The following is a 13240-nucleotide window of genomic DNA, read 5'->3' on the forward strand; positions in this document are numbered from 1 at the left end:
CGCTCGGCGCATCCGATTCTGCGAGGTCTTCGACGTAGGCCTGCAGGGCGGTCGTGTCGAGGTCGCCGTAGCCGGCCTCGGTCATGTCGGTCCAGGTCTTGCGCATCAGCTCGGTCAGATGCAGATGCACCCCGACGGTCTCCGCCTGATCGAGGGTGAATCCGAGATCCTTGATGAAGAACTTCGCCGGACCCGAGACCGCGTGGTCGTGTGCGACGAGCTTCGCTGCCTTCTGCGTGAGCACCTCGCTGGCCGCAAGCCCGGTGCTCAACAACGCGAAGAGTTCGGCCACATCGAGGCCCGAACGCTCGGCGAGCACGGCGGCCTCCACCAGCGCGGTCGTGGTGGCCGAGACGATCATCTGGTTGCAGGCCTTGGCTACCTCACCGCTCCCCAGCGGGCCCAGGTGTACCGGTTTGCCGCATGCCTGGAGTACCGGAAGCACGCGTGCGACATCGGCGTCCGCGCCACCCACCATGATGGCCAGGGTGCCGTCGATTGCCTTCGTCTCGCCTCCGCTGACCGGGGCGTCGACCACCGAGACCTGCCGCGACGCCAGCCTCTCGGCGAGTTCCCTGACCCCGCTGGGGGACGAGGTCGAACAGACCACCAGCGTGACCGGATGATCGATGGCGTCCAGCAGACCGTCGGCGAGCACCCCCTCGAGATGCGGTAGATCGGGCAGCACGCTCACCAGCACATCGCAGCTTGCCAACTCGCGGGTGCTCGGCACGGGGACGATGCCCTCGACCGCCTGGGCTACCTGAAATCTGCGGGCCCAGCCGAACACCTGCCACCCGGCAGCTGCCATGTTGTGGGCCATCGGCCCGCCCATGATGCCGAGTCCGATGACACCGACGCTGTTGATTGTCATGATCGTTTCCTCACTCCATTGTTGATCGTGCCGGAGCGCTCGACGCGATCGATCCTCATTGAGGTCGCCCCCGGAGCTGCTGCCACAAGACTCATCTGTCAAAGACTCATCCGATGGGTAGAACCCTATGAGCGAAGCTTCAGATCGTCAAAGGGCCGCGTCAAGACCCCTCTGGAGGGTCCTCAGGAGCGGCCATGGCACGTCATGACATCGTGGCTGTCTCAGACGCTCAACAGCCACGCCAGCAGATAGCTGTAAGTATTGCCGTCGTCGATCAACTCGCGGTCCATCCGACGGGCGACCTCGAGCGCCTCCTGTCGCTCCTGCTCCCCGGCCAGTGCGTAGTACATCAGCACGTAATCGCCGTACTGCTGCTCGAATCCCTTGCCCGCGGTTGCCTCGGCCACGTTCTTCTTGATTCGCTCCGGGTCGCCCCGCAGTTGGTCGGACGAAGGGCTCACCGGGATCAGCAGAATGGCCAGGGTTGCGGCCGGCTCGGCCGAGAACCAGGTGGCATAGTCCCGCTTACCTCCGAAGATCAGCGGGGTGATCGCATGATTGAACCCCTGGTAGACCGGATCGTCCAGGTCGAAGTCGGTCCAGTAGGCACGGGCCGATGCCGACTCCAGAGCATGCATCCAACCCGCCTCGGCCTCCAAGTCGGCATTTCCGCTCGCACGGGCCCACAGGGTTAGACCCGCGTACGCGGTGACGGCCTCAGAGACCGACTCTTGATTGTTGGCATCCGCGAACGGAGAGGTCCCCGAAGCCCACGAATGGGACTGGTAGGGGTCGAAGTTGCGCTGCGCCACGAAATACTCGTTGGCAGGGTTACTCGCGATGTCTGCGGCCAGCAGGTTCATCACAGGGGCGATCTTGGTGGCCAGCTCCGGATCGTCGGCGGCGAGCACGCCGGCTGCGTAGAGGAAGTACCCGTAGTGGAAGTGGTGGTCGTTGAACTCGTCCGAACCGAATGACGGTGTGTTGCCGACGATGCCGTGATTGCGGGTGTCATAGAAGAAGCAGAATGCCTCGCGTGTTTCGCAGCCACCCGGCTCCATCCATTTCTCCAGCTCGGTTCTCACCTGGGTGCTGAGCTGATCGGCGACGTCCTGCGCACCGACCTGGCGGGCGATCTGGATCAACTGGGCGTCTCGGTAGAGCGCCTTGCCGCCGAAATAGGTGTCCGCCGGATACGGCGTAGCCGTGGCCACATCGGAGCGGACGGCGTCGGCGAGCTCGTCACGCTCGCCGCTGCTCAGGCCGGAAAGGTCCAAGCCGGTACGGGCGGCCTGAGCAGGCTCACTCCAGGTCAACTCGCCGATCGGATAGACGGACAAAGTGCCGAAGATGCTGGTGTAGGTGCCGATCGGTTCGGCATCGCTGACAAGGCTGTCCACCTGATGCGGCATGGCCGTCACCGCGGTCGAGCCGCCATCTTCGGTGCTGTACCGCAAAGTGGTCGTGACATCGTCGGCCACCTCGTACGACACCGAGGTGGAGACCACCGGATCGTCCGCCAGCGCCGCAAGGCCGGACAGCGTGCCGCCGGTGGGCGTCGCGAACCAGGTGGCACGCTGCCCGTCGTCCAGTTCGATGCGGCTGCCATTCACCTTGCCCGAAGTGACAAGGCCATATTCGGACGCCCCGGCTTTGGTGGACCAAGCGTCACCGTTGGCCGTGAACGGCAGGTTGGTGGTCAGATCGATCGCGGACGACGCGGTGAAACTGACGAACGGTGAGCCTTCGGCGATTCGGACAACACCGAACGGCTTGCCGTCGACGCTACCCTCGAGCGTCACCGACAGCTTGTCGTAGGCCGTCACCTGCCAGCTCGTCTTGCTGCCGGTGGTCACGTCGATGATCGGTGCATAGCCGCCCATGATCGTTTTCTCGCTCGTGGTCACGGTGGGCAGACCGAAGGCGAAGCCGTTATCGTCCAGCCCGAAGCTCAACGGCATCGGGAAGACCGGCAGCGCAGCGTCCCCGAAGACCAGCCCGGAGAACCAGGTATTGGTCGGCGGCAGGAGGCCATCGGCGAGTCTGGCGGGATTCAGGTCGACGCCGTCGCGCCGTGTGATCTGGTCGAGCAGCGGCGAGACCTCCTCGGCACCGAGCACCGTCGCTGCGGTTGTCGGCTGCGCGGCGGTGGTCGCGCCAGAAGTGGACGCATCGGGATCGCCAGGGGGAGTGGACGTGCATGCCACGAGCGCCATCAGCATGCCTCCTGCGATCAGGCCGTCTCGGATCGTTTTGACTGTTGTCACCGCGATTACCTCAATCCGATCTTGGTCAAGAAGGCGAGCAGTACTTCGGTCGGCCCGGCCAACCAGCCGTCATCACGCAGGTCCATGATGACGGTCACGGGTGTATCTAGCCTTGTCAAAGTCGAGAGGCCCGGATCGGTCAGGGCGGGGCTCTCGATGGTGACATGGGTGATCGCGTCGCCACGGTCATTGGTATTCACCGTGACCCCAGCCACGGTGCCCTGCACGGTCTGGTTGTTCGGGAGCACAATCCGAGCGCCCGCACCCTGTTCCACTCGTCCGTAGTCGGAGGGCTCCAGCTCAAACTGTGCGGTCACCGTGCGTTCGCCATCGGCGACCACCACCGCCATCGCGCCGCCGTTTGCCAAGAACGTTCCGGGCTTGGCCTCGATGGAGGCGATATAGCCGTTGGAGACGGCGTGGTAGGTGATCGTCCCGGCTTCCGGATCGATTGCGTAGGCCTCGGTAGAGATCGGCTTGAGTCCGTTGCCGATGTCCTGCTGCAATTGCAGGCTGGTGAGGGTGAACAGCGGATCTCCGGCGGTCACGGCATCCCCGGCACGCACGTTCAGTTCGGTCACCACCCCGCCGTAGGACGAGCCCACCATCGCAGCCGGCGCGTCGACCGAAGCGGTGATGCTGGCCACCTGAGACTGTCGTTGGTTGAACAGCAGCGTCAGCGCGAAGGTGAGCGCGGCGACCCCGAGGATGCCACCCCACATCTTGAGCCGATTGATCCAGGTCATGATCCGTCCCCTTGAGTTGGTGGGTCGTCACTGCAGGACGCGGGCTGCGCGTCGCGGCATCTCGGTGGCGTCGTCTTGCAGCCCATCGCCTTCTTGCAGGATGGTGGCTGGTGGTGCGTTGGTTGATGGTTCGGCTCCCGTTGGGTCGGCGGCGAGCTGCGCAACTTGCCGACGTGCGGCCAGGATGGTGTCCGGGTTGAGCGGTTCGGGACTGCGGGTCTCAATGACGGTATTCATCAGATCGACCTCGGTGAGGTCCGCGGTGCCCGGCGTCGTCCGTGCCTCTCGGAACCCGACCACGATGTATGCACCGAGCACCAGGGTGTTCACCACGCACCAGAAGGTCGCCACATTGAGCCGGCCGAGGCTGATATCGCGCCACAGCGCCACCACCGAGGTGCCGAGCAAGAAGACGAAGGTCCACACGACCGGAATCATGAAGTTGAACGCGGACGCCTTCTTGCCGGTCGCTCCGGTGACATGCCATTTCGTGTCAACCCCGATGAACGCATTGCGGAACGCTTTGAAATAGATCGGGAACGAGTTGGCTGCTAGTAGCAGTACCTCCCAGCGGAAGGTGCCGAGAACCAGGGCCGCCAGCAGGATCTGTAGCAGATAGAAGCCCGCATAGAAGAAGAACCAGGTGGCTGTGCCAACCTGGAGGTTCACTGGGTGCAGGTCGAAGAAGATCTCCATCGCAGGAACGAACAGCAGGATGCCGGGGGCGATACCAGCCAGGTAGAAGGTCGCGGTGACGAAGTACATGACCCGCTGATCCAGCGAGAGATTGCGCCTGGGGCTGAGCGGATTATGGGTGAACAAGATTTCGAAGCCACCGGTTGCCCACCGCAGCTGCTGCTTCGTGTAGGCCTCAATGGTGTCGGGCGCGTCACCGACTGCCAGTGTTCGCGACACGTAGACGGACTTCCAGCCGCGTTCGTGGAGCATCAACGATGTCCAGACGTCCTCGGATTTCGATTGGGCGTAGATGCCGCCGACATCGAGCACGGCTGCTCGGCGGAAGAGCACGTTGGTGCCGACACAGAAGGCTGCATTGAACTCGTTGCGGCCCGGCTGGATGAACCGGTAGAACATCGTCTGCATGTACCCGGCCCCGCGGGAGATGAAATTGTGCATGTTGCCGTAGGTCTGAGGCGTCTGCACGAAGGCCACGGTGGGGTCGACCATGAACGGGAGGGTCTCCTCCAAGAACTCTGGCTGCGGCACGAAGTCTGCGTCCAGGATCACGAAGAAGTCGCCTTTGGCTACGGTCAACGCGTTGTTGAGGTTGCCGGCCTTGGCTCCATGATTGGTCAGTCGGCGGACGTAACCGATCTGGAGGCGGGCTGCCAGATCGCGCACCTGATCGGACTTGCCATCATCGAGGATCCACGTCTGATGCTCACCGCGAACGGCCATGGCCGCTTCGGCGGTTCGCCGGATGACGTCGAGCGGCTCGCCATAGGTGGTGATCAGGATGTCGACGCTCACCGGTTTCGCTTCCAGATACAGCGGCCAGCGGGCAGGATCATCGGTGACGCGCTGGCCCTCATTGGCGACCGCGTCATAGAGCGTCCGCTGGGCGTCATAGAACGAGAAGCCGCGCGGATCCTTCATGCCTGCGAAGATCGCCCACATCGCCATCAACGCGTGGAAGATCAGCACGACCTCGGCGAAGATCACCATCGTCCAGGGCAGCAGGTCGCCGCGGTTGTGGGGGTTCAGCAAGAACCACGCGTAGGCGAAAATGCCCAGCGTCGCCGCTAGTGAAACGGTGATCACTACGGGCGTGTAAGGGTTCTTGGAGCGTGCCCTGCGGGCTTCGGGGATGAGATCGTCTGCGGGAGTCGGGTCGGTCGCCAGCGTGTACGTCGACATGATCCTCCTGAAAGGACTGCGTCATTGGTTTCGGGCTGCGGGTCACAGCCGGTTGCCACCTAGGGGTGCGTGGCGTCTTCGGTCGGCCGGTGGGCCGACCACTGAAGGGCTTGGGTTGAAGGTCCCTTGTGAAGTTGCCACTCAGTTAAACAAGACAAGGTTGCAGGAACGAGAGGATGCCGTTACGGACACGTTAAGACGCCCGCTCACTTGTCGTGCGGACGATGATTGGGCAGCCGTGTCGGAGCGCTGGGCCCTGCGATCGCGTCGTGGACCGAATCACGGGCTGCCGACCATCCCATCCGCTGCCGAAATGCTCGGGTCCGATTCGAGCGACTAGCGACAGTTACAGCGGCTGCCGAAGGATCGGCAGCCGCTGCAACTTCGGGTAGCTGTTGTGTCATGGCGTGTGCAGACGGGTAGCCGCTGCAACTCCTGGTAGTTCTTTGGGCGGCAAATGCCCGGTGGTAACGGTGGGGTGGCAGCTACTGCGTGGCGGGCGCGTGCAGATATCGTCCACGCCGGGATGGTTCAGCCTTCGTCCGGCTCCGGGTCATCGAACTCGTCTGCCGAACGTCGGTCCTGCGGGGGCATGGGAGGTGTGCGCCGTCCACCGCGCGGGCCGCGAGGTCCGCATCCGGGTTCCTCGCCCCACCAGCCACCAGGCTCGGGAAAAGCATCCGGGCCGAAGCCTGGGAAACCACCGCGTCCGTGAGGTCCGGGGCCGTGATGATGCCAGAAGTCCTGCATTCGCTGTACGCGCTCGTCGAAGTCTTCGCCGAACTCCTGCTCGAGGTTCTCGATGATGCGACCGAGATAGTCCGCCAGTTGAGCGACCTCCTCGTCGGTCAGGCAATCGAGAAATGCCAGCCGCGCGTCCGAGTCGGGGCCGGTGTCCTGGACAGCATTGCGTCCGGCTTCGGTGAGCCGCACGTTGACGACACGCCGGTCACTCGCTGATGCCTCGCGCTCGACCAGGCCTTGGCCCTCCAGTTTGCGGAGCAGTTCGGCGATCGACTGCCGCGACATGCCCATCAGGTAGGTCAGCTCGCGCTGGGTCATCTCGGGCTTGAGCTTGAGTACCGCCAGCAGCCGACCCTGCCCGTTTCGCGGGTCACGCCAGGGCTCGCCGCCGGGGCGGCCTCTGCGCTGCCGCCTGAATTGGAGTGCGGCCACATGCCGCAGCCGCTCGGCCACCAGGCGGCGACCACTGCGTTCTTGATTCGTCTGGTCATTGATGTTGTCAGTCATTGTTGATGTCCTTTGATTGGATCTGGTCCTCACCTTCTGTCAGGTACCTGACATCAACTATGCGTCGCGTTCGGAGCTCCGTCAAGTACCTGACGAAAATTTCCCCGCAGATTATCGAGTTCAGTTTGGTCGGCTATAGCGACCAAACTGAACTCGATAATTGGACGCAGCCCTTCGGGGCAGCAGCCACGCGAAGAGCGGAAGGTTCCAGGGCGCCGACAGCCGGTCGGCCTGGGTCAGACCGGATCGTGCCAGGTGCGGACGGCGGCGCGGATCTCGCGGGAGACACTGGCGCCCACCAGGGTGCCGAGCGCGATAGCCATCAGCGAAAGGAAGACCTGGACGATCATCGACAGCGATCCCACCGTGGACGCGGCCTCGCTGACGCTGATGAACCCGAGGGCACCGGGAACCAGCAGGAAGTACCCGGAGGTGCGAAGCACCACCGTGGGTGGGGCCGACCGGAAGCGCTGAATCGCGCGAGCCAACGGCTCGAGCACCATGGCCCCGGCGAAACCCGACAACGCCGGCCCGACGAGAACCGACCCCGTGAATTGGGCAGCATAGACCACGAGGTTCCCGAACAGGATCCAGCGCAGGGCGCCCTTCGGGGCCACCATATAGAGGTTGAATCCGACGCTGGTGAGCACGACGCCGACCCACGGGGCCCACGGCCCCAGCAACGGCGCCCAACCGCTCACGGGTGGTGCATCGACGACATGCCAGGCCGCGTAGACGCCAAAGGCGAGCAAACCGAGTTGCGCGAATCCGTAGACGAGACGGCTGGCGCCGGCAATGACCTGGTTGCTGGTGAGTTCCACGGCCGCGACCGTGAGCATATGGCCGGGGAGGAAGGCGAGCAGGGCGGGCGCCACCAGCAGCAGTGGATCGTCCGGCAACACATCGCTCAAGGTGACCAGAGTCAACAACGTCAGCAGAAATGAGGTGGCGACCGGCAGCAGCAGCTGCACGGATGCGCGTCCCCGCATGAGTGTGATCACCAGGCCGACGAGCGCGCCCAGAACCAGATAGGCCGGCAGCGCGGTTGCTGTCGGATTGATCACCATCCCGAATCCGAGGGTGAGGATCATGTGCCCCACGATCATCGTCCGGCCACTGAATCGCGGTGGCGTCTGGCTGATCCGGGCGATCTCGCGAATGGCCTCCTCAGGTTCGGGATGCTCCCCGACAACCCGGGCCACCAGCCGCTCCATCGCACCGGCCTGATCGAGCCGGTACGAACCGGACAGCAGCGGAAATACGCCGGTGCGGGCCTGAGCCGGATCCTCGACGAGGATCGAGGTGGGCAGTACGACCATGCGGAGATCGGGACGTCCGTAGGCCCGCGCAATATCGCCCAACTGACGCTCGATATCGCTGGTCGGAAGCTGGGATTGCAGCATCGCCAGCCCCAGGCTGCCGAGCAGATCCGGGATGGTCATCGTCACCTGCACGGGTTTCGCGGGGACTCCCTGGTTGCCCCAACCGCGCGCAATCCGCAGCAGCCGTTTCGACAACGCCGTGTTGCGGCCGTGCTTGTGCTTCTTGACGGTGCGCGGGTCACTGATCGGACGCACCGCAGGGACGATCGGCTCCTGCACCGCCGGCAGTAGCGCGGTCTTCTCTTCGGAGGCGTTCTGCGACTTAGGTGTCGTCATATCTCCGCTTGTCAGATGCTTGTGATCGTTCGAACCCATGTCCGCTTCCAGCACCTGCTGTTCACCTCTTCGTCCCCCGAACGTCGATCCGGCCGCTCACACTCTAGCCGTGTTCCGGCGAGACCTTACGGCGGCTTGACCCTGACACTGTGACAGCCAATTGGCTGGTGGCCAGGAGGAACTGACATGACGTCGATTGATCGCGATCTGCTGGAGCAAGTGGCGCGCGCCCTCGACCTGCCGGACGCGTCAAAGCGGCTTCAGGCGGCTCTCGCCGCCGGGACGAACCCGGTCCCCGGGGCAGCGGAAGTCATCGTCCGGCGCTGTGGAGTGGAGCCGGACTTCTTCGTTCGTGACATGCTCACCTGGGCACTGACGAGGTATCCGGCGGACGAAGTCTTTCCGTTAGTGCTTGCAGAGACCGAGTCCCCGGTGGCTCAGGCCCGCGCGCAGGGGTTGCATACGCTGTCGAAACTCGCGGACGGCCGGGCCTGGCCGGCGATCACCGACGAGTCACTCGCCGATGCCGATGATGAGGCGGCGCGTGCCGCCTGGCGCGCCGCGGTTGCGCTGGTGCCGACCGATGAGCGGGCCGATCTTGCGGGACGGCTGGCCGGCCAGCTGGGTCGTGGCGGACGCGACGTCCAACTCAGTCTGAGTCGGGCGTTCGTGGAACTGGGCGATGCCGCCGAGGTCGCGCTGCGGCAGGCTGCCGGTCATGGGGATTCGGCAGTCAGATTGCACGCACAAGCTTCGCTGCGGCTGATCCGCGACCCCGATTCGGGCTTCGACGCGGCGATGGCCGAGGCGAAGCGGATCATGGCGCTAGGTTCGTAGTTATGCAGATCGGCGACGTCTCGCAGCGTTCGGGAGTCAGCATCAGAATGCTGCGGCACTACGACCGGGTAGGGCTGCTTATCCCCTCCGGGCGCACGGGTTCGGGCTACCGCGAATACGGGCCGGCCGACCTGCGCAGGCTCTTCGAGGTGGAGGCGTTGCGCACGCTCGGGCTCTCACTGGCAGAGGTCACTGCGGCCCTGGACGACCCGGGATTTGACGCTGCGAACACGGTGTCTCGGCTCGCCAGCGACACCGAACTACGGATCGCCGCGGAGCGGGAGTTGCTCGCCAGGCTGCGCGGTATCGAGGCGGCCACACCGCAGGACTGGGACGACGTACTCGATGTCATAGGACTGATCACCGGACTGCGGTCGGGCGCGGCGAGTGAGCGGCAGACCGCTGCCTTGCGCTGGGGCACTGCGCCGCTGCCGGTGCTCGGGCAGCTGGTGGACGCCTACCTGGCCGAACCTGATCCAAGCGCATCCGGGGCTTTGCGCTGGGCGATCGTCCGGGCGGGCGAAGCCGCGGCCCCCGCGCTGGCCCACTGTGCACGGGCCACCGATCCGGACGTTCGAGGCCGCGCGGTTTGGGCCCTGACCAGCATCGATGCCCCAGCGGCGTCCGAGGCTTTGGTGGGCTTCGCCGATGATCCGGACGCGGTCATCGCCGGCCGGGCTCTGTTGGCGCTCGCCAATCGAGAGCCCGAGAGATCAGGCTTCGAGCCAGACGAGCTCTGCTCGCGGCTGGTTGCGATGATCGCCCAGGGCATCGACGATGTGCAGGCCGCCGAGGCATTGGGCGGTCTTGCCGCGCGCTCGGCAGATCTGGGAGCCCGCGCCGTCGAGTTGATCGGCTCGCGGCTGGCTGCTGCCGCGACGGCAGCTGCCGCCGTCCCCGATCCTGCAGCAGCGACGGCAGAGCCCGCCGTTCCCGGTCCCGCTGCTCGCGAACGGCTCGCCCAGGCACTCGGTGAACTGCCTGGCGACCTGGTGGCTCCGCTACTGCGCGACCTGTCCGCTGACCCGGACGAATCGGTCAGCCGCACAGCGCGCTACCTGCTTGTCCGCCGGACTCGTGGCCGACGCAGCTGACTCTCCCGAGGCGGTCAGGCCGAGCGATTTCTGGCTCTGGGGGATTCTCTGGAGGGTTCCTAACTCAAAGCAGCACCGCGCTCGCGATAGGAGGTCATCTCGTCCGAAGGGACCATGCTGCCGCCGGTGAACCAGGCGACATGGGTGGCCCGGGCGAGCCTGGCATCGTCCAGGCGGAGGCGCTGCCGGTAGTCAGTCGCACTCAGTACCCGCCACGGCCCCGGCAGCCCAGCCGCAGCCGATGGCTCGATCCCCAAGCCTTCACACTGATGCGTCTGGAATACCAGCCGGAAGAGTTCGTCATCTGTAACCGTGAAGTAGCCGTCGATCAGATGCTGCATCCGTCGGCCCACGAATCCCGATGGACGCCCGACGGCCAGACCGTCGGCGGCCGTGCAACCATCGATGCCGAAATCGCCGACGCTGATTCGTTCGTGCTCGCCGGTATAGACGCCGAGCAGCATGCAGGGCGCATGGGTGGGCTCGGCGAAGACGCAGTGCACGTCGTCGCCGAAGATCGTCTTCAGTCCGAAGGTGACCCCGCCGGGGCCGCCGCCGACACCGCACGGCAGATAGACGAAGAGCGGATGCTCGGCGTCCACTCGAACCTCGAGAGCCTGTAGCTGCCCGGCGAATCGCCTGGCCGCGACAGCATAGCCACAGAAGAGACGGGTCGAGTTCTCGTCGTCGATGAAGTAGGCGTGCGGATCGCCGGCGGCCTGTTCGCGTCCGGCGGCCACGGCGACCGAGTAGTCCGACTCGTATTCGACGACGTTCACGCCGTGCGAGCGCAGCAGCTCCTTCTTCCAGGAACGGGCGTCTGACGACATGTGGACGCTGACCTGGAAACCGAGCTGAGCACTCATGATGCCGATCGACAGGCCGAGGTTGCCGGTGGATCCGACGGCAATCGAATACCCGCTGAACAGGTCGCGGGCCTTCGCACTGTTCAGTTCGCGGTAGTCCGAGTCCGGAGCTAGTAAACCGGACTCAATAGCGAGCGATTCGGCGTGCGCGAGCACCTCGTAGATGCCGCCGCGGGCCTTGATCGAGCCGCTGATCGGCAGCTCGCTGTCGAGCTTGGCGAAGAGCCGACCTTCCAGTGGCAATCCGAAGTGCTGGCCGAGCGCCTCCTGGAGCCCGCCCACTGCCACCAGCGGCGATTCGATGATTCCGGCGCTGGCGCGCGTCTGCGGAAAGACCGCTGCCAGATAGGGAGCGAAGCGTTTCAGGCGATCGGCGGCATCGTCGATGTCAGCGGTGCTCAGCCCGACCTCCGAAAGCGCGCTGGCGGCGGGCGCCAACTCCGGATTGAACCAACTCACCTCTCGCAGGGCCATCAGGTCGACGAGCAGCGGATAGTCCGCGAGCCATGCGTTCAACGAACGCCCTGCGATCAGCTGCGTCATCGTGTCGTCCCCTCTGCTATCTCACAATTCTGCCCCGGGTCGCGCGGCAGCCGAGTTGCAGGTGGTCAGGCGACGCTGTTGGCTTCGTGCAAGACGCGTCCGTGAGACGACGCCTTGGCTGCCCGCCGAAGAGATGGACATACTTGGTGAGTGACACCTAGACGCCCCATCGAGCCGGAACACGACAACTCGCCGCGCTACGCGCCGCCCGAAGACCTCAGCCGCTATGCGATGTTGTCGATCGCGGCGGCGATTGTCACGATGGCACTCAAGGGCGGTGCTGCCTGGTTGACCGGATCGGTCGGTTTGCTGTCGGACGCTGCGGAGTCGCTGGTCAATCTGGTCGCGGCCGTCGTGGCGCTAATTGCGCTCAAGGTCGCCATCAAGCCCGCGGACGAGAACCATCCCTACGGCCACAGCAAGGCCGAATACTTCAGTGCGGTGGTCGAGGGCGTGATGATCTTCGTCGCGGCCGGCTTCATCATCTTCACCTCGGTCGAACGCCTGTTCAATCCGCGCGAGCTGGAGCAGCTGGGGCTGGGCTTGGGGATCTCGGTGGTCGCCGCGATCATCAATGGGGCTGTCGGTTTCGTGCTGATTCGCAAGGGCAGGACGGCCGGTTCGGCGACTCTGCTGGCTGACGGCAAGCATCTGCTCACTGATGTGGTCACCTCGGTCGCCGTACTGCTCGGTGTCGGGCTGGTCGCGATAACCCACGAGCCGCGCCTCGACGCGGTCGTCGCGTTGCTGGCGGGGCTGAATATCTTGTGGACGGGCTACAGGCTGATCCGCGATTCGGTGAACGGGCTGATGGATATCGCGTTGCCCGAGGAGACGAATCGGCAGCTCGAGTCAGTCCTCGATCGATTCCGGCAGCCGGGTCAGATCGAGTTTCATGCCTTTCGCACCAGGCGCGCCGGCAACCGGCAGTTCATGGACGTGCACGTTCTGGTGCCCGGCACCTGGAGTGTCTTGCGTGGTCACGATCTCACCGAAGATGTCATCGATGCGATCGTGGAGGTCGTGCCCGACATCCGGGTCTCCGCGCATCTCGAACCGATCGAGGATCCGCGCTCGTATGCGGATGAGCACGACTTCTGAGTTTGCGCCGCTGAATGAAAGGTGCGCTGCAATCAGCGACTACCGAAAACTGCAGCGGCTACCGAAAAGCCGCGGCATTTCGGTAGCCGCTGGGACGATCAGTAGCCGCTGTGCATTTCGGTAGC

At 64.7% G+C, this 13240-nt stretch carries 10 protein-coding genes; 3 read left to right on the top strand and 7 right to left on the bottom strand.

What is annotated here, in order from left to right; genetic code table 11:
• From AAFP05_RS02960 to AAFP05_RS02985, 6 genes are all read right to left on the bottom strand, one after another.
• Positions 1-874: NAD(P)-dependent oxidoreductase (locus tag AAFP05_RS02960; RefSeq protein WP_341728367.1), on the bottom strand; the 874-nt coding region annotated here is incomplete at its 3' end.
• A gap of 221 nt (positions 875-1095) precedes the next feature.
• Positions 1096-3141, bottom strand: coding sequence for a glycosyl hydrolase (locus AAFP05_RS02965; protein ID WP_341728368.1), 2046 nt, complete (start codon positions 3139-3141; stop codon positions 1096-1098).
• A 5-nt stretch (positions 3142-3146) separates the two neighbouring features.
• A complete protein-coding gene (locus AAFP05_RS02970) occupies positions 3147-3887 on the bottom strand; it encodes an HlyD family efflux transporter periplasmic adaptor subunit (protein WP_341728369.1) in 741 nt (246 codons plus the stop codon).
• A gap of 27 nt (positions 3888-3914) precedes the next feature.
• Positions 3915-5765, bottom strand: a complete 1851-nt coding sequence (locus AAFP05_RS02975) for a glycosyltransferase family 2 protein (RefSeq protein WP_341728370.1) — start codon at positions 5763-5765, stop codon at positions 3915-3917.
• 531 nt (positions 5766-6296) lie between these two features.
• Positions 6297-7016 carry a MarR family transcriptional regulator gene (locus tag AAFP05_RS02980; protein ID WP_341728371.1) on the bottom strand — a complete coding sequence of 240 codons (720 nt, stop codon included), beginning with the start codon at positions 7014-7016 and terminating at the stop codon, positions 6297-6299.
• A 236-nt stretch (positions 7017-7252) separates the two neighbouring features.
• A complete protein-coding gene (locus tag AAFP05_RS02985; RefSeq protein WP_341728372.1) occupies positions 7253-8674 on the bottom strand; it encodes a threonine/serine exporter family protein in 1422 nt (473 codons plus the stop codon).
• Positions 8675-8860: 186 nt separating this feature from the next.
• Between AAFP05_RS02985 and AAFP05_RS02990 the strand changes: the two genes are divergently transcribed.
• Positions 8861-9511 carry a HEAT repeat domain-containing protein gene (locus tag AAFP05_RS02990; protein ID WP_341728373.1) on the top strand — a complete coding sequence of 217 codons (651 nt, stop codon included), beginning with the start codon at positions 8861-8863 and terminating at the stop codon, positions 9509-9511.
• 2 nt (positions 9512-9513) lie between these two features.
• Complete coding sequence (locus tag AAFP05_RS02995; protein ID WP_341728374.1) at positions 9514-10605, top strand: MerR family transcriptional regulator; 1092 nt, start codon at positions 9514-9516, stop codon at positions 10603-10605.
• Between the two features lie 59 nt (positions 10606-10664).
• Here AAFP05_RS02995 and AAFP05_RS03000 read toward each other — a convergent pair whose 3' ends face one another.
• Positions 10665-12014 (bottom strand): D-serine ammonia-lyase, encoded by a 1350-nt coding sequence (locus AAFP05_RS03000; protein ID WP_341728375.1) that lies wholly within the window; start codon positions 12012-12014, stop codon positions 10665-10667.
• A gap of 231 nt (positions 12015-12245) precedes the next feature.
• Here AAFP05_RS03000 and AAFP05_RS03005 point away from each other — a divergent pair, with 231 nt between their 5' ends.
• Entirely contained in the window at positions 12246-13115 is an 870-nt protein-coding gene (locus AAFP05_RS03005; RefSeq protein WP_341728376.1) for a cation diffusion facilitator family transporter, read from the top strand.
• Positions 13116-13240 lie beyond the last annotated feature (125 nt).

Source organism: Brooklawnia sp. (assembly GCF_032229645.1).
Classification (GTDB): domain Bacteria; phylum Actinomycetota; class Actinomycetes; order Propionibacteriales; family Propionibacteriaceae; genus Brooklawnia.